Source organism: Tessaracoccus terricola (assembly GCF_054776555.1).
Genome location: NZ_BAAHBS010000003.1, coordinates 46,605 through 63,286 on the forward strand (window position 1 = coordinate 46,605; position 16,682 = coordinate 63,286).

Below are 16,682 nucleotides of genomic sequence, written 5' to 3' on the forward strand. Positions count from 1 at the left end.
CGGGCCCGCGAGAGTGGTGAACGCCCCGCTGCAGAGTAGACTCCGCGCCTGTGAAGATCCTGCTGCTTGAGAACATCCACTCCGAAGCTGTCCGCGTGCTCACCAACCGCGGCTACGAGATCGAGACCGCATCCGGTGCGCTGGGCGAGGACGACCTCATCAAGGCCCTCGACGGCGTCGACATGCTGGGCATCCGATCCCGCACCAACGTGACCCGTCGAGTGCTCGAGTCCGCGCCCCAGCTCAGCGCCATCGGCGCCTTCTGCATCGGGACCAACCAGATCGACCTCGGCGCCGCCTCGGAGCACTCCGTCGCAGTCTTCAACGCCCCCTACTCCAACACGCGCTCCGTGGTGGAGTTGGCCATCGCCGAGATCATCGCGATGGCGCGCCACCTGACTGACCGCAACCGTGACATGCACGCCGGCCTGTGGGACAAGTCCGCCATCGGCTCCCACGAGGTCCGCGGCCGCACCCTCGGCATCGTCGGCTACGGCAACATCGGTTCGCAGCTGTCCATCGTCGCCGAGGCGCTGGGGATGCACGTGTACTTCTACGACCTCGCGGACAAGCTCGCGCTGGGCAACGCCAAGCGCGTCGGATCCCTCGAGGAACTGCTCGAGGTGGCCGAGACCATCTCGCTGCACGTCGACGGCCGCCCCAGCAACAAGGGCTTCTTCGGCTCCGAGCAGTTCGCCCAGATGCGGCCCCGCTCGCTGTTCCTCAACCTGTCCCGCGGCCAGGTGGTGGACCTCGACGCCCTGCACGACGCCCTGCAGAGCGGACACCTCGCCGGTGCCGCCATCGACGTGTACCCGTCGGAGCCCAGGAGCAAGGGTGAGGAGTTCGTCTCCAACCTGCGCGGCATCCCGAACGTCATCCTCACCCCGCACGTGGGTGGTTCCACCCTGGAGGCGCAGGAGGACATCGGCCGCTTCGTCGCGGGCAAGCTCGGCGACTACGACGCGCTGGGCAACACCTCGATGTCGGTGAACTTCCCGGAGGTGGCCTCCAGCGAGACCGAGACCCGTCGCGTGGTCCACCTGCACCAGAACGTGCCCGGGGTGATGGCGCGCCTCAACTCGGCGCTGGCCAACCACAACATGAACATCGGTTCCCAGATGCTGGCCACCCGTGGCGAGATCGGCTACGCGGTGACCGACATCGCGGGTGATGGCTACGACGGCCTGCTGGCCGAGCTGGAGGCGCTCGACGAGACCAAGCGCGTCCGCATCATCTGAGCCGACGGGGGGTCCCGGGTCAGCTGCCCAGGACCCCCATCACGGCCTCGTGGAGCCGGCCGTTGGTGGCCAGAGCACCCGGCCCCCAGGGGCCCGTCCTGCCGTCGAGGTTGGTGAAGCTGCCGCCGGCCTCCCGGACGATGATGTCCAACGCCGCCATGTCGTAGAGCTCCAGCTCCGGCTCGCACGCGATGTCCACCGCGCCCTCGGCCACCAGCATGTAGCTCCAGAAGTCACCGTAGGCGCGGGTGCGCCACACCTGACGCATCAGGTCCACGAACCCCTGGCCACGGCCGGAGTCCACCCACTCGGACAGCTCGGAGAAGGACAACGACGAGTCCTCCAGCGCACCGACCCGGCTGACGCTGATGTCCTTCGCGTTCATGATGGACTTGCCGGTGAACGCGCCCCCTCCTGCGCTGGCCCACCAACGGCGTTGCAGCGCCGGTGCGGACACCAGGCCGGCGACGATCTCGCCCTCGTCCTCCAGCCCGATCAGCGTCGCCCACACGGGCAACCCGCGCAGGTAGTTCTTCGTCCCGTCGATGGGATCGATGATCCAGCGCCGGCTGGAGTCCCCGGTGTCGGCGAACTCCTCGCCGTGCACCGCGTCGCGGGGACGGGTGCGGGACAGGGTCCGCCGGATCGCCTCCTCGACGGCCGTGTCGGCCTCGGTGACGGGGGTGTTGTCGGGTTTCTGGTCGAACCTGAGGTCCTGCGCCTTGAACCGGCTCATGGACAGCGAGTCGGCGTCGTCGGCCATCACGTGCATCAGGCGGACGTCGTCGGTGAGAGATCTCGATTGGGCCATGCCCCCCAACCTATCGAAGCCTGTCGGTGGCTACGAGAAGGCGCGCTCCATCCGGCGGAACGACGTCAACCGGGACGCGTCCAGGCGGCCGTCCTCGACCGCCTCGTCGAGGCCGCACTGGAGGGAGTCGCTGGTGTGCTTGCAGCCGCGGGGGCAGTCCGCGGTGAACTCGGCCAGGTCCGGGAACGCCGCCACGAAGGACTCCGGCTTCACGTGGCTGATGCCGAAGGACCGCACGCCGGGGGTGTCGATGATCCAGCCGCCCTGGGGGAGTTCGATGGCCATCGCCGAGGTGGAGGTGTGCCGACCCTTGCCGGTGAGGTCGCTCACCTGGCCCGTCGCCCGGCCCGCGCCCGGGACCAGCGCGTTCACGAGCGTGGACTTTCCCACCCCGGAATGTCCCACCAGCACCGTGCGGTGGTCCACGAGGATCTCCAGCACGGGGGCGAGGTCCATGCCCGGGCGGGTGACCACGATGGGAACCCCGAGGGGCTCGTAGGCAGCCACCAGCTCGTCCGGGCTGGCCAGGTCCGCCTTGGTGAGGCACAGGATGGGGGCCACCCCCGCGTCGTAGGCGGCCACGAGGATCCTGTCGATCATTCCCATACGAGGCGGCGGGTCGGCCAGTGCCGTGACGATCATCAACTGGTCCGCGTTGGCGACGATGGGCCGCTCGAAGGTGTCCGCGTCGTCGGCGCTGCGGCGCAGCATCGTGCTGCGGGGTTCCACCTCGACGATGCGGGCGAGGGTGCCCTCGGTGCCGGACGTGTCGCCGTCGAGCTTGACGGAGTCCCCGACGATGATCCCCTTGCGGGAGATCACCCGTGCGCGGGTGGCGGTCACCAGCGGACCGTCGGGGACCTGGCAGCGGTAGCGGCCACGGTCCACCGTCACGACGAGCGCGACGGGTGCGTCGTCGTAGTTGGGGCGCTCCTTGGTGCGTGGACGGCTCCGCTTGCGCGGCCTCTCGAAGGCTGCGTGGTCGTCGTCGTGGATGCCCCCGCGGGCCATCAGCCGTTCACCAGCGCGGTCCAGTCCCGCTCGAAGTCGGGCATCGTCTTGCCGACGCACTCCAGGTCCGTGACGGTGATCCCGGGGATGCGGAGGCCGAGGATCGCCGCGGCGTGCACCAGGCGGTGGTCAGCGTAGGTCTCGAACGGCTGCCGGTAGCTGCCGCCTCCGCCCTTGATGATGATGCCGTCCTCGGTCTCGGTGGCATCGATGCCGAGGTGGGTGAACTCGGTCACCAGCGCCGCAAGGCGGTCCGTCTCGTGGCCGCGGATGTGCGCAACTCCCCGGATCCTGGACTCGCCCTCGGCCAGCGCCATCAGCGCGGCCACCACGAGGGTGAGCTCGGAACCGGCGTGCAGGTCCACGTCGATGGCGCGCAGCTGCGCGGGCCCGGTCAGGGTGACCGAGTCCCCGTCCCCGGCGATCGTGGCGCCCATCCGCTGGGCGACGTCGAGGAAGATCATCCCGGGCTGGAGGCTCTCCGCGGGCCAGCCGGGGATGGTCACCGTCCCGCCGGTGGCGGCGGCCGCCGCGAGGAACACCGAGGCGTTGGTGAGGTCGGGCTCGATTCGGGTGTCCAGCGCGGCGATCGGGTCGGGGGAGACGCGCCATGTGACGTCGTCAACCTCCTCGACGTCGATGCCGCGGCTGCGCAGCATCTCGACGGTCATCGCGATGTGCGGGCGGGACGGCAGCCCCTCGCCCTCGTGCCGGACGGTGAGGCCGTCGGCCAGGTGGGGACCGATCAGGAGCAGCCCGGAGACGAACTGGCTGGTGGCGCTGGAGTCCACGGTCACCTCGCCGCCGCGTCCCAGTGGGCCGGTGACGGTGAGCGGGAGCCGATCCGAGTCGACGTCGGCGCCGAGGCGGCGCAGGCCGTCCAGGATGCCGGCCATGGGGCGTTCGCTGGCGTGCGGGTCGCCGTGGAAGGAGGTGGGGCCGTCGGCGAGGGCGGCCATGGGGGGCACGAAGCGCATCACGGTGCCCGCGAGGCCGCAGTCGATGCTCTGGCCGGCCGCCCGGAAGGTGGTGGGCGGGTCCACTCGGAGCGTCCCGGCAGCCTCAGAGGTGATCTCGACGCCGAGCGCGCGCAGGGCGCCGATCATCAGGTCGCTGTCGCGGGACTTGAGTGCGCCGGCGATGCTGCTGGGTCCGTCGGCGAGCGCAGCCAGGACCAGCGCCCTGTTGGTCTCGGACTTGGATCCGGGGACCTGTACGCGGCCCGTGACGGGGGACAGGGCGTGGGGAAGCAGTGCAGTCATCAGGAAACCACGGACTCCAAGGACTTGCGGGTGCTCTTGGCGAGCTTGTCTGCCTGCTTGCGCGCCTTCCTGGCGGTCTTCTTCGCCTTGCGGGAGAGCTTCTCGGTGGTCTCGGAAGCCTGCTTCTCCACCTTGTCGATGGTGTGGCCGGCGCGCCAGGACAGGCTGGGGTTGCCCTGCAGGTCCTGGGTTGCGAGCAGAGTGCTCCCGAGGAGCGCGACCCGGGTCAGCACCTCCGGGCGGGCGGCCTGCTTCTCCGCCTTCGTGGCGTCCTTGCCCGGCAGTGCGATTGCGATGTTCAGCACGCTCGCCTTGGCCAGCAGGAGTGCCCCCAGCCGGCGTCCGATGCCGGTTGCGAACATGGCTCCGCCCGCGATCTGGGCCACACCCCCGATCCGGACCCAGGTCTCGGAGTTCTCGGGCACCCACGACGAGTAGCCCGCCGGGGCCACACGCTGCACCAGCGGCGTCACCTTGTCGGTGAAGGCCTCGGCCTCGGCCGCGGACTCCGCGGGCTTGGTCACCTTGTTGATGCCGTCCACGATGAACGTGCCGGCGATCAGGCTGCGGGCGATGAAACGCAAGAGACTCATGGCCCAAACATACCCACTTGTGGGGGCGCGCGAACCGTGCGGGCATAGATTGTGGGCATGTGCGGACGCTATGCGGCAACGGCCAACCCCGACGAGCTCGTCGAGGAGTACGACATCTCGTTGGTGACCGACGACGGCGCCGAGGCCTGCGCCCCCAGGTACAACCTCGCGCCCACCGACACCGTGCCCGCCGTCGTGGAGCGGCTCGACGACGGGAAGGCCGTGCGCAAGCTCGTGGGCCTTCGTTGGGGGCTGGTGCCGAGCTGGTCCAAGGACCCCTCCGGCGCGGCGCGGCTGATCAACGCGAGGGTGGAGACGGTGGCGTCGAAACCCTCCTTCCGGAAGGCCTTCGCGGCGCGACGGTGCGTGCTGCCGGCGCTCGGCTACTACGAGTGGCGCCCCGAGCAGGAGGGCGGCAAGACCGTCAAGCAGCCCTACTTCCTGCACCCGGGGCAGTCGCCGACGCTGGCAATGGCCGGGATCTACGAGTTCTGGAGGGGCCCCGACGGCTGGCTCGCCACCGCGTCGGTGATCACCACCTCGGCCACTGACGAGACCGGCTGGCTGCACGACCGGATGCCGATGACGGTGGCCGACGTCGACGCCTGGCTGGACCCCGCCGTCGACAACCCGGAACGGGCCCGCTCCCTGCTGCTGCCCTTGACCGACCTGGTGCCGCGGAAGGTCTCGCGCGCGGTGAACACCGTCGGCAACGACGGGCCGCAGCTGGTGGCGGAGATCGCCTGAACAGGCAGCGGTTCCTGGCCCGGATAGGGAATACCGGCCGGGTCGGTGGTGTTGACTTGGCATGGTCACAACAGCAGCGCCACCGAGTCGGTTGGGCTCGTTCGCTTGGTCGGAGGTATCCTCCTACCTGATGAACATCGAGGCAACCGACGAGAAGGTCTCGACGAGCGACGCGCCGGCGTCGGACGTCGACCAGATCGCTGCGTTCGAAACCGAGGCGCTCAGCCACATCGACCGCCTCTACTCGGCCGCGCTGCGGATGACCCGGAACCCTGCCGATGCCGAGGACGTGGTCCAGGAGACCTACGCCAAGGCGTTCCAGGCCTACCGGACCTTCACGCCGGGCACGAACCTGAAGGCGTGGCTGTACCGGATCCTCACCAACACCTACATCAACCAGTACCGCAAGGCGAAGCGCTCGCCGCAGACCAGTGGCGACGCCGACGTCGACGACTGGCAGATCGCGCGCGCTGCGTCGCACGACTCGACCGGGCTCCGCTCGGCCGAGATGGATGCACTGGACCAGACCCCCGACCAGACGGTCAAGGAAGCCATGGAGCAACTGCCGGAGAACTTCCGGCTCGCCGTGTACCTGTCCGACGTCGAGGGCTTCGCGTACAAGGAGATCGCAGAGATCATGGGCACCCCGATCGGAACCGTGATGAGCCGCCTCAACCGTGGGCGCGCGCAGCTTCGCAAGCTGCTGGCCGACTACGCCGCAGAGCGCGGCATCGCCCGTGGCCGGGAAGGAGGGCGGTGATGTCCGACCCCGCCATGTCGAGCCACGACCACGACGAACTCGACGAGTGCGTCCGCGCCCTGGAGTCGGTGCACGCGTTCCTGCACAACGAACTGCTCGAGGCTGACGCGGACATGATCCGCCACCACCTGCACGCCTGCGAGCGATGTATGGAGAACTTCGAGATCGAGACCACCATCACGGAGATGATCCAGCGCAGCCAGGCGCCCGCCACCGCACCCGCGAGCCTGACGTCCAGGATCACCAGCCTCAGCGTCCGTCGTCGGGCCTGAAACAGCCCAAAGACCAAGAAAGCCCCCGCGCTTGGCGGGGGCTTTGGCGTTTTGCTCGGTCAGGCGTTGGGACGCTTGCCGTGGTTCGCCTTGTTCTTGCGTCGATCGCGACGCTTACGGCCTCGCTTGCCCATGGCTGCCTCCTAAAGTCTTGGTGAGTGCTGGTCCATTCTGCCAGAGGTGCACCGCCAACTGAAACCGGGCACCCCGAGTAGGCGCTGGAGGGTACCTATCTGGCAGAGTTGCGCCATGGCCAATGGAGACATTCACGCGTTGTCGGACACGGAGTGGCTCGACGCCTTCGTGGGACAGTGGCACCTGCTTTCGGACCTCAGCTTCTCGGACCTGCTCCTGTGGCTCCCCGACGAGGAGTTCGACTCCTTCACCTGCGTCGCCCAGATCCGTCCCGTCACCGGCCCCACGGCGCTGGAGGACGACGTGACCGGCGAGGTGCTGGAGTTCGAGCCCGACAATCCCGTGCTGGTGGCCTACCTGACCCGTGAGATGTCGGAGACCAGCGACAACGAACTGAACGCCGGCATCCCCGTCGACGTGCTGGCCGTGCCGGTGATACGCGGTGACCGGTGCATCGCCGTGATGGAGCGTCACACCAACCAGATGGGTGTGCGTGCCGTGGGGGCGCTGGAGGAGAACTACCTCGAGGCCGCGGATGTGCTGACGAAGATGGTGCTGGAGGGTAACTTCCCGCTGGCACCGCCCAGCGACAAGGCGCTCGAGCCCAAGGCGGGCGACGGCGTGGTGCGGGTGCAGCCCAGCGGCGCCATCACCTACTCCTCCCCGAACGCGGTGACGGCGTTCCGCAGGATGGGGGTGGAGCACGACATCGAGGGCGAGAACTTCAGCGACCTCGTGGCCTCCATGTGGGAGGGAGTCGAGTCCGTCGGCCAGACCCTGATGGCGGACCTGCAGGCGCAGCGCAGCGTCGTGTTCGACATCGAGCGCCCGAGGGCGTCCATGCGGTTCGTCCTGCTGCCATTGGTGGTCGAGGGGGAGACCCAGGGAATGCTCGTGCTGTGTCGTGACACCACCGACCTGAGGCGCCGTGACCGGATGCTGGTGACCAAGGACGCCACCATCCGTGAGATCCACCACCGCGTGAAGAACAACCTGCAGACCGTCGCGGCGCTGCTGCGGATGCAGTCACGCCGGTTGACTTCGCCGGAGGGCAAGGAGGCGCTGCGGGACGCAAACCGCCGGGTCTCCTCGATCGCGCTCGTGCACGACACGTTGAGCCACAGTTTCGACGACGACGTCGCCTTCGACCAGATCTGCGACCGGATCCTACGGATGGCGGGAGACCTGGCAGCGGCCTCGGGGACGGTGGACGCCCGGAGGGTGGCCAGCTTCGGGGTGGTGCCGTCGGAGGCGGCCACGTCGCTGGCGATGATCATCACCGAACTGGTGCAGAACGCCGTCGAGCACGGGCTGGGGAGCGGTTCCGGGAAGGTGGAGGTGCGACCCCAGCGGGTCGGGCCCAACCTGACGGTGGATGTCCTCGACGACGGCGCAGGGCTTCCGGAGGACTTCGAGTTGGGTCAGCAGACCAGCCTCGGGCTGGCCATCATCTCCACCTTGATGAAGGACCACGGAGGCACCCTCGAACTGCGGAACCGTGAGGACGGCCCGGGCGCGATGGCCCGGATCAAGCTCACCTTCTGAGGATGGGTGAGGGGATCAGTTGTTGCGCAGGCGGGAGCGGGCGGCGCGACGCTTGATGGCGCGTCGTTCGTCCTCGCTCAGACCGCCCCAGACACCATGGTCCTGGCCGGCTTCGAGGGCCCAGGCCAAGCACTGCTCGCGGACCTCACAGCGCTGACAGATCTTCTTCGCGTCCTCGATCTGCTGGAGTGCGGGGCCTGTGTTGCCTACGGGGAAGAAGAGTTCGGGGTCTTCCGTGAGGCAGGCAGCCTTGTGGCGCCAATCCATCTGTGTGGCACTCCTTCTACAGAGGTGGGTCCGCCGAACGGGCGGGTGTGAGCGAACAGAACTTACCCCCGGGAACCAAGATAAACAAGTATCGGTCCGAAAGTGGGGACGTTGCGTAATTCGTGGGCGCGAGTCCCGGTTGCCTCGGGAACGTGCCTTCGGCAGAGTACCAGCATGCAAACAAAATTGGGGCGGTCTCATCCAGTGTCGTTGTGGGTCGCCCTGGTGTGCGCGGGTCTCGCCGGTCTGGTCATCGTGGGGTTCGGTGTGGCCTCCGTGGCCTCGGACCATGCGGTGTTCAGCTGGGGGATCGGGCTGTTCCTGATCGTCTACGGCGCCTTCGTCTGCTTGGGGGCGTGGCTCGGCTGGAAGCGCAACTCGCTGGCCCGCGGCCTGATAGTCGCACCCGCGCTGCTGCACATCGCCATCGCGATCAACCTGTTGACCGGAGGGGACACCGCGCAGAAGGTCGGTGCGGGGATCGCGATCGTGGTGTTCGTGGTGACGCTGGTGGCCGCCGTCCTGCCCAGCACCCGTGAGGCGCTGGAGAGCAACGAGAGCTAGTCAGCGCTCGTTCCCGTCCACGACGGTGTGCACGCTGGCAGCACCTTGGCCATGGATCGGCAGTTCGTTGACGCCCATGATGCCGAGGAACAACGTCTCGTAGCGCCCGGTGACGTGCACGGTGATGATGCCCGCCTCGAGACTGACCGTGCCGGCGAGGTCCGAGGCCTCCACGTAGGCAGTGGCCGCCTGTCGGGCCATGACCGTGTTCGGCTCCGGCCGTGAGCCCGGCCCCGCGTGCAGGTACTGTCCGCCCGCCCTCGCAGCTTCCGCGGCGACGGCACGGGCCGCCTGCTCCGCCGCCGCGTGGCCGGCGAAGTCCACACCCAGCCCGACGATGACCACGAACGCCGGGATCACCGTCGCGGCCCAAACCGCGATGGACCCCCTCTCGTTCCGGCGGCGCGAGCGCACGTCAGCCCTGCTCCACGGGGACGTTCACGACCTGGATCTCTGCGATGGTGAGCTGCTCGGCGGGGGTGACGAGGTCCATCTCGATGGTCCCCGACTGCCCGATGCCACTCCAGTGGACCTGCCAGTGGGTGGTGGCGCTGATCTGGTAGTCGCCGTCGTCGGTGTAGCGATAGCCGCACGTGGGCGACTTGATGTCCGACGTGCCCATGCCGGTGTACTTGGTCCCCTTGCCGCACGTGACCGTGTCACCGTTGCCCATGTCCCAGACGACTTCTGTGACTTGCGCAGTGGCAGTGACCGTGTAGCCACCGGCTGAGGCGGATTTCGTGATCGGTCCGAAGGTCTCCGCCGAAGCATCCGAGACCCACATCCAAACGTTCCAGCCGATGATTCCGATGGAGTCGGGTGAGCGCTGTGTCGTGTGCGGGTACGAGCCGATGTCGATGGCAGTCATGTTCATGCGCGACACCGCGCGCTGAGCCAGTACTTCGGGGTCAGGCGGTGGGGTTGGATCGGCACTCTCCATCCAGAACTGGAACCAGAGAGTCCCGCCGGGGAATCGGCAGTCCACAAACACGCCATCGGTATGCCCTCGGCGCGAGGGGGAGTCTTCAGGTGGCTGCGGATTCGCGGGACTGATGTAGCAGCCGATGCCCGAATGCCACCAGCCGTACTCGTTGTTGCATGGGATCTCTTCACGGGCGTACCGACAGACCCGTTCGATACCGGAATTCCCGCCGGCGGGCCCCTGCCCCGGAGCAGAGTCTCCGCCGCGGTCCTCGAGCCACGGATCGCACTGTGACCACCCCAGATCGCTCGCGTGGTTACAGTCCGTGCCTCCAGATGGGTCGGCGTTTGCCGACAGGCCGATCATTGTGCTGGCAATGAGAACGGTCAAGGCCAAGAGATTTCTGCCTAGCCAGCGCATTTTGATCCTGAGAGGTCAGTTACCAAGGCGCTCACATACCAATGTGTGGCGCTCAGGGTGGTTGCTTCGACGCTCCAATGAACGACCGGCTGGCGATCTGTTGGCAGGATTGATTCTCTGGAGTCGGCATCGATAACGTCTGCGTCAGTTGAATCCGTGCAAGCTTCCACCCTTACCAGCTTCTCGCCTTCGCGTGTCTCCACCTGATCCACGTAGATGATCTCGCGGGCGATCTCTCCAACGAGTAGGGCATTTGCGTCGCGGAATGCTTGAACCTCTCGAAGATAGTCAGCTTGGACATCGTTAAGAGTGATATCTGCCAGCGGTTGTACCGGCATCTCTGGGTTACGTCTTAGCTCGTCATACAATCGAAAAAACTCATTGACCACGTCGCGGGCGCCCTGCTGGTCGGCGTCGAGGGTCTCTGAGGGCGTCGGCGTCGGGTCAGGTGAGGCGGTTGTGGGGGACTCGCTGGGGGATGGCGACGGCGTCGGATCAGCGGACGTGACGGTCGGCGTCGGGCTGGGGGAGTTCTCCGTGTCCGGGCTGCAGGCGGAGAGGGCACCGAGTGCCATCGCCAGGACTGTGATCGCTGCGCTGCGCTTCATGTATTGCTCCGCTGTTGGGAAACCGACGCGTTGAATCCTGCCAGTCGTCGGGATCATAAGCGAGGGGAGGCGTCCAACCTGTGGAAAACTCTGTCGGCAGGCATGGACGCGCGGCGACTCGGGTGAGTGGCGTACTTGGCACCGGAGACGGAGCCAAGTGCGCCAACCAATTTGGGTGGCGCAGTTGGCTGGCGTAGTTGGCACCGTAGACGGAGCCAACCGTGACAGCTATGCAGAACTGGAAGCGAACCCCCACCCGGCAGGGAACAGCAGCGGGGCCGCGGGCGAACGCCCAACGGCCCCGTCGAATGGAGCAAAACCGTCAGGCCAGACGGCCTGCCCCCGGCGAGGGGATGGCGATGAACCACTCAGGGGCGCCGAAGCCGGCAGCTGCGAACGCGTCCGTGATCTTGCGACCGATACCGTCGCCCTCGCCGGTGCGGCACAGGGCGATCACGCACCCACCGAAGCCGCCACCGGTCATGCGGGCGCCGAGCGCACCGGCGGACCGGGCGGTGTCCACCGCGAGATCGACTGTGGGGACGGTGATCTCGTAGTCGTCGCGCATGGAGGCGTGGGACGCGTCCAGCAGGGGAGCGAGGTCCGCCAGACGGCCGTCCATGGCCACCTTGAAGGCCTCCATGGTGCGGGCGTTCTCCGTCACGACGTGGCGCACGCGCTTGCGCATCACCTCGTCGTCGAGTTCCGCCAGGACGGCGTCGATGTCCACCACGTCACGCAGGGCTGGAATGCCCAGCTTGGCGGCCGCGGCCTCGCATGTGGCGCGCCGTGCCCCGTACTCGCCGTCGACGTGGCTGTGGGGGGTCTTCGTGTCCAGGACGAGCACCTCGAGCCCCTGCTCGGTCATCGGCAGCGGAACCAGCGAGGACTCCAGCGAGCGGCAGTCCAGGAACAGTCCCGCATCCGCCTCGCAGAGCGTGCTCGCGGCCTGGTCCAGTAGACCGGTGGGGGCCCCGACGTACGCGTTCTCCGCCAGTCGTGCGATCTTCGCGCGCTCCACGGGCTCGATGTCGAGTCCGAACAGGTCCACCATCGCGGCGACGACGGCGCACTCGATGGCGGCCGAGCTGGAGAGCCCGGCGCCGAGCGGCACGTTCGAGGTCAGCACCAGCGTCACGGCACCCACCTCGGCCCTGGACTCGCGCAACGCCCACACGACGCCGGCGAGGTAGGCCGACCAGCCCTCGGCGCCCGGTGCGAGGTCGCTGAGCGCCACCTCGACGGTCTCGTCGAGCTCCAGGGAGTGCATGACCACCAGACCGTCCTCGCGCCGCCCAGCGGCCACCACGGCCTTCTGGGACAGTGCGAACGGCAGCACGAAGCCGTCGTTGTAGTCGGTGTGCTCTCCGATGAGGTTGACCCGCCCCGGTGCGAACCAGAGTCCGTCGGCCTGAGTGCCTGCAATCTCCTCGTACTTGGAGCGCAGTGCGCCGAGATCCAGTCCCGCACCTGTCGAGTGGTCTGCCATCAGTCCTCCGGGTCATCCAGACGGGCGAGCCAGGAGCCCAGCCTGTCGATCGTTGATTCGAACTCGGGGTTCAGGTCCACGAACGTGCGCAACTGCTCCGAGAGCCAGCCGAACGTGATGGTCTCCTCGCCCCTGCGGTCCTCGAGCTCCTCGAGGCCGCGATCGGTGAAGTACATCGCCTACTCCGTGAAGGCGCGCTCGTGCAGTTCGTCGGACTGCTGCAGGTGCACCTTGTGGGAACCCACCGACGGGGCCGAGGCCCAGCCGCGGGCGACGCGCTTCATGTTCAGCTCGATGCCCGAGGCGGTGCGAACCGCGTTCGGCAGGTGCACCGAGATGAACGGCCACGGGCCCTGGTTGGCGGGCTCGTCCTGCACGAAGCGGATGTCGGTGACGTGCGAGTAGCGCTTCAGGATCTCGGCAACCTCCTCGCCGGGCAGCGGGTAGAGGCGCTCGAGGGCGACGATCGCCACCTTGCCCTCCAGACCGTGCTTCTCGCGGTAGGCGGCAAGCTCCCAGCGGATCTTGCCGGAGCAGATCAGCAGCCGCTCGACCTGCGACGGGTCGGTGATGGTCGGATCGTCCAGCGCCGGGTTCCACTGGCCCGAGGTGAACTCCTCCGGCGCGGAGGCCGCCGCCTTGCTGCGCAGCATGGACTTCGGCGTCGCGATCACCACCGGACGGTGGAAGTTCACGTACGCGTGCTGGCGCAGCAGGTGGAAGTAGCTGGCCGCCGTCGACGGCTGGCACACCGACAGGGCGTTCTCCGCACACAGCTGCAGGAACCGCTCGATGCGTGCCGAGCTGTGGTCTGGTCCCTGCCCCTCGTAGCCGTGGGGCAGCAGCAGGACCACGCCGGACTTCTGGCCCCACTTGGCCTGTCCGGAGGCGATGAACTCGTCGATGATGGTCTGCGCGCCGTTGACGAAGTCGCCGAACTGGGCCTCCCACAGCACGAGCGCGTCGGGACGGGCCACGGAGTAGCCGTACTCGAAGCCGAGGGCGGCGTACTCGCTCAGCAGCGAGTCCCACACCTCGAAGGACGCCTGGTCCTCGGAGAGGTGCTTCAGGGGCACCCAGGCCTCGTTGGTCACCCGGTCGACGATCGCGGCGAAGCGCTGCGAGAAGGTGCCGCGGCGGGAGTCCTGCCCGGCCAGGCGCACGGGGCGGTTCTCCAGCAGGAGCGAACCGAACGCCAGGATCTCCGCGGTGGCCCAGTCGATGGGCCCGTTGAGGATCTGTTCCGCGCGACGCTGCACCTGGGGCAGCACCTTCGGGTGACCCGTGAAGCCCTCGGGCAGTTCGGTGTGCACCCTCGAGATCAGCTCCAGGGTCTCCGGTGTGATCTCCGTGAGGCGCTGCTCGGGCTTGGTGGGGTAGTACGGGACGCGCGAGTACTCGTCGTCGGGCGTGTCCTGGTTGCGGGCCTCACGGACCTCCTTGAACACGTTCTCGAGCCGGCTGCGGAACCGGTTCATGACGTCCTCGGCGTCGGCCATCGAGATGTCGCCACGGCCGATCAGGGACTCCGTGTAGAGACGACGCACCGAGCGCTTCTGCTCGATCAGGTCGTACATCTTCGGCTGGGTGAAGCTCGGGTCGTCGCCCTCGTTGTGGCCGCGACGGCGGTAGCAGACGAGGTCGATGACGACGTCCTTGTGGAACTTCTGGCGGTACTCGAAGGCGATCCGGGCCGCGCGGATGCACGAGTCCGGGTCGTCGCCGTTGATGTGCAGCACCGGGGCACCGATGGACTTGGCCACGTCGGTGGAGTACATGGAGCTGCGGCTCTCGCTGGGAGCCGTGGTGAAGCCCACCTGGTTGTTGACCACGACGTGGATGGTGCCGCCGGTCTTGTAGCCACGCAGCTGGCTCATCTGGAGGGTCTCGAACACCACGCCCTGGCCGGCGAACGAAGCGTCGCCGTGCAGCAGGAGCGGCAGGACCGGGTAGTCGTCGGAGCCGAGCACGTCCTGCTTGGCGCGGGCGATGCCCTGCAGCACCGGGTTCACGGCCTCCAGGTGCGACGGGTTCGCGGCCACCGAGGTCTTGATGGTGCGGCCGTTGCTGGCGACGAAGGCGCCCTCGGAACCGAGGTGGTACTTCACGTCGCCGGTGCCGCTGCGCGGGTCCAGGGAGCCGTCGAACTCACGGAAGATCTGCGCGTACTTCTTGCCGACGATGTTGGCCAGCACGTTCAGGCGGCCCCGGTGGGGCATGCCGATGCAGACCTCGTCGACGGAGTCGTTCGCGGCCTGCTGGCAGATCTCGTCGAGCAGCACGATCATCGACTCGCCGCCCTCGAGGGAGAAGCGCTTCTGGCCGACGAACTTGGTCTGCAGGAAGGTCTCGAAGACCTCGGCCTCGTTCAGCTTGTCCAGGGCGTGCATGTGCTCGTCGTGCGTCAGGGGGCTGCGGGGCACCTCCATGCGCTTCTGGAACCAGCTGCGCTGCTCCGGGTCCGGGATGTGCATGTACTCCACGGCCACGGTGCGGGTGTAGGAGTCCTGCAGGATCCCGAGGATCTCGCGCAGGGTCAGGTAGCCGCGGTCCTCGGTCCCGAACCGGCCGACGGCGAACTCACGGTCCAGGTCCCAGATGGACAGGCCGTGGGTCTCGAGGCGGAGGTCCTCGGCGGCGCGCTGCCGGTACTCGAGCGGGTCGGTGTCCGCGACGAGGTGGCCGAAGGAACGGTACGCGGCGATCAGCTCCAGCACGCGGCCGTGCTTGGTGACCTGGCTGGCGCGGTGCGCCGAGATGTCGTTCGACCAGCGGAACGGCTCGTAGGGGATGCGCAGGGCCTCGAAGATCTCGTCGTAGAAGCCGTTCTTGCCGAGCAGCAGCTCGTGCATCTCCTTGAGGAACTCGCCCGACTGGGCGCCCTGGATGACGCGGTGGTCGTAGGTGGAGGTCAGGGTGGTGACCTTCGAGACACCCAGCTCGGTGATGCGGGAGATGGAGGTGCCCTGGAACTCGGCGGGGTAGTCGATGGCGCCGACGCCGAGGATCATGCCCTGGCCGGTCATCAGGCGCGGCACCGAGTGACTGGTGCCGATGCCGCCGGGGTTGGTGATGGACGCCGTGGTGCGGGCGAAGTCGTCGACGGTGAGCTCACCGTTGCGGGTCTTGGTCACCAGCGCCTCGTAGGCGGCCCAGAACTGCGCGAAGTTCAGCGACTCGCAGTCCTTCACGTTGGGGACCAGCAGCTGCCGCGTGCCGTCCTTCTTCTTGACGTCGATCGCGATCCCGATGTTGATGCTCGGGTTCTGGATGTGGGTGGGCTTGCCGTCCACGACGTCGTAGGCGTCGTTCATCGACGGCACGGCCTTGATCGCCTTGATCATCGCGTAGGCGATGATGTGCGTGAACGAGACCTTGCCGCCCTTGGAGGTGCGCAGGAAATTGTTGATGAGCGTGCGCTGGTCGATGACCAGCTTCATCGGCACGTTGCGCACGGACGTGGCGGTGGGCACCGACAGGGACGCATCCATGTTCTTCGCCGTGCGCATCGGGGCGCCGCGCATGGTGGTGAGCTTCGGCTGGGCGCCCGTGGGCTCGGGCCGCAGGCTCGGGTTGGGGGCGTTGGCCGAGAGGCCGGCGCCGGAGCCCGGGTCCGCCGGCTTCTCCTTGACCGCCTTGGGCGCCTCGGGCTTCGCGGCGGGCTTGGCCTCGGCCTTCGGGGCCGCGGGCTTCTCGTCCTTCGGTGCGGGCTTGTCGGCCTGCTTGGCCGGCTGCGCAGGCTTCGCCCCGGTTGCCGCGGGCTTGGCGGGGGCCGGCTTCGACTGGGCGGGGGATTGGGCCTTGGCGGGGGCGGGCTTGGCGGCCGCCGGCTTCGGCTCGGGCTTGTCCTCGGTGACCGCACCGCCGCCGTTGGCGGCCTTGGCGAAGAACGCTCGCCACTCCTGGTCGACCGACTGCGGATCCTTCTCGTATGCGTCACGCATCTCGTCGATCAACCATGAGTTGGCGCCGAAAGCGTCGTTTGAATCCGATGATGACATGTGTGCCAGTGGCTGGGCCACGATTCCCCTCTGT

17 protein-coding genes and 1 pseudogene are annotated in these 16,682 nt (G+C 67.8%); 6 read left to right on the forward strand and 12 right to left on the reverse strand.

All coding sequences use genetic code 11. The features are described from left to right. Nucleotides 1-44: 44 nt before the first annotated feature. Nucleotides 45-1,241, forward strand: a pseudogene (serA, locus tag ACYU7G_RS04870) (phosphoglycerate dehydrogenase); the annotation flags it as partial. 19 nt (nucleotides 1,242-1,260) lie between these two features. Here serA and hisN read toward each other — a convergent pair. The 4 genes from hisN to ACYU7G_RS04890 are packed head-to-tail and all read right to left on the reverse strand — an operon-like array spanning nucleotide 1,261 to nucleotide 4,918. Beyond that, nucleotides 1,261-2,052, reverse strand: a complete 792-nt coding sequence (gene hisN / locus ACYU7G_RS04875; protein ID WP_461105369.1) for a histidinol-phosphatase — start codon at nucleotides 2,050-2,052, stop codon at nucleotides 1,261-1,263. 30 nt (nucleotides 2,053-2,082) lie between these two features. Further along, nucleotides 2,083-3,063 (reverse strand): ribosome small subunit-dependent GTPase A, encoded by a 981-nt coding sequence (gene rsgA / locus ACYU7G_RS04880; RefSeq protein ID WP_461105371.1) that lies wholly within the window; start codon nucleotides 3,061-3,063, stop codon nucleotides 2,083-2,085. Continuing rightward, complete coding sequence (gene aroA / locus ACYU7G_RS04885; RefSeq protein WP_461105373.1) at nucleotides 3,063-4,325, reverse strand: 3-phosphoshikimate 1-carboxyvinyltransferase; 1,263 nt, start codon at nucleotides 4,323-4,325, stop codon at nucleotides 3,063-3,065. The genes rsgA and aroA overlap by 1 nt, the downstream gene beginning before the upstream one ends. Continuing rightward, nucleotides 4,325-4,918: a DoxX family protein gene (locus tag ACYU7G_RS04890; RefSeq protein ID WP_461105375.1), complete on the reverse strand. Its 594-nt coding sequence runs from the start codon at nucleotides 4,916-4,918 to the stop codon at nucleotides 4,325-4,327. The genes aroA and ACYU7G_RS04890 overlap by 1 nt, the downstream gene beginning before the upstream one ends. 57 nt (nucleotides 4,919-4,975) lie before the next feature. Between ACYU7G_RS04890 and ACYU7G_RS04895 the strand changes: the two genes are divergently transcribed. From ACYU7G_RS04895 to ACYU7G_RS04905, 3 genes are all read left to right on the forward strand, one after another. Beyond that, a complete protein-coding gene (locus tag ACYU7G_RS04895; RefSeq protein WP_461105377.1) occupies nucleotides 4,976-5,665 on the forward strand; it encodes an SOS response-associated peptidase in 690 nt (229 codons plus the stop codon). A 130-nt stretch (nucleotides 5,666-5,795) separates the two neighbouring features. Next, entirely contained in the window at nucleotides 5,796-6,425 is a 630-nt protein-coding gene (locus ACYU7G_RS04900; RefSeq protein WP_461105379.1) for a sigma-70 family RNA polymerase sigma factor, read from the forward strand. Next, entirely contained in the window at nucleotides 6,425-6,697 is a 273-nt protein-coding gene (locus tag ACYU7G_RS04905) for a zf-HC2 domain-containing protein (RefSeq protein WP_461105381.1), read from the forward strand. The genes ACYU7G_RS04900 and ACYU7G_RS04905 overlap by 1 nt, the downstream gene beginning before the upstream one ends. 59 nt (nucleotides 6,698-6,756) lie before the next feature. Here the strand turns inward: ACYU7G_RS04905 and ACYU7G_RS04910 are convergent, their stop codons facing one another. Next, nucleotides 6,757-6,831, reverse strand: a complete 75-nt coding sequence (locus ACYU7G_RS04910; RefSeq protein ID WP_143938999.1) for a 50S ribosomal protein bL37 — start codon at nucleotides 6,829-6,831, stop codon at nucleotides 6,757-6,759. A gap of 115 nt (nucleotides 6,832-6,946) precedes the next feature. On the opposite strand from ACYU7G_RS04910, the gene ACYU7G_RS04915 reads away from it, so the two are divergent. Then, the gene (locus ACYU7G_RS04915) at nucleotides 6,947-8,377 is read left to right on the forward strand and encodes a sensor histidine kinase (protein ID WP_461105383.1); all 1,431 of its coding nucleotides are present in this window, start codon (nucleotides 6,947-6,949) and stop codon (nucleotides 8,375-8,377) included. A 15-nt stretch (nucleotides 8,378-8,392) separates the two neighbouring features. Here the strand turns inward: ACYU7G_RS04915 and ACYU7G_RS04920 are convergent, their stop codons facing one another. Beyond that, nucleotides 8,393-8,644, reverse strand: a complete 252-nt coding sequence (locus tag ACYU7G_RS04920) for a WhiB family transcriptional regulator (RefSeq protein WP_461105385.1) — start codon at nucleotides 8,642-8,644, stop codon at nucleotides 8,393-8,395. A 204-nt stretch (nucleotides 8,645-8,848) separates the two neighbouring features. Here ACYU7G_RS04920 and ACYU7G_RS04925 point away from each other — a divergent pair, with 204 nt between their 5' ends. After that, complete coding sequence (locus ACYU7G_RS04925; protein WP_461105387.1) at nucleotides 8,849-9,208, forward strand: hypothetical protein; 360 nt, start codon at nucleotides 8,849-8,851, stop codon at nucleotides 9,206-9,208. Here ACYU7G_RS04925 and ACYU7G_RS04930 read toward each other — a convergent pair whose 3' ends face one another. The 6 genes from ACYU7G_RS04930 to ACYU7G_RS04955 all read right to left on the reverse strand — a co-directional run bounded on the left by ACYU7G_RS04930 (nucleotide 9,209) and on the right by ACYU7G_RS04955 (nucleotide 16,669). Next, entirely contained in the window at nucleotides 9,209-9,622 is a 414-nt protein-coding gene (locus ACYU7G_RS04930) for a pilus assembly protein TadG-related protein (protein ID WP_461105389.1), read from the reverse strand. Nucleotide 9,623: 1 nt separating this feature from the next. After that, nucleotides 9,624-10,082, reverse strand: coding sequence for a hypothetical protein (locus tag ACYU7G_RS04935; protein ID WP_461105391.1), 459 nt, complete (start codon nucleotides 10,080-10,082; stop codon nucleotides 9,624-9,626). Between the two features lie 455 nt (nucleotides 10,083-10,537). Further along, on the reverse strand, nucleotides 10,538-11,158 hold the full coding sequence (locus ACYU7G_RS04940) for a hypothetical protein (RefSeq protein ID WP_461105393.1): 621 nt from the start codon (nucleotides 11,156-11,158) through the stop codon (nucleotides 10,538-10,540). 322 nt (nucleotides 11,159-11,480) lie between these two features. Continuing rightward, nucleotides 11,481-12,647 (reverse strand): galactokinase, encoded by a 1,167-nt coding sequence (gene galK / locus ACYU7G_RS04945; protein WP_461105395.1) that lies wholly within the window; start codon nucleotides 12,645-12,647, stop codon nucleotides 11,481-11,483. After that, a complete protein-coding gene (locus ACYU7G_RS04950) occupies nucleotides 12,647-12,823 on the reverse strand; it encodes a DUF6104 family protein (protein WP_461105397.1) in 177 nt (58 codons plus the stop codon). The genes galK and ACYU7G_RS04950 overlap by 1 nt, the downstream gene beginning before the upstream one ends. A gap of 3 nt (nucleotides 12,824-12,826) precedes the next feature. Beyond that, nucleotides 12,827-16,669 carry a multifunctional oxoglutarate decarboxylase/oxoglutarate dehydrogenase thiamine pyrophosphate-binding subunit/dihydrolipoyllysine-residue succinyltransferase subunit gene (locus ACYU7G_RS04955; RefSeq protein WP_461105399.1) on the reverse strand — a complete coding sequence of 1,281 codons (3,843 nt, stop codon included), beginning with the start codon at nucleotides 16,667-16,669 and terminating at the stop codon, nucleotides 12,827-12,829. Nucleotides 16,670-16,682 lie beyond the last annotated feature (13 nt).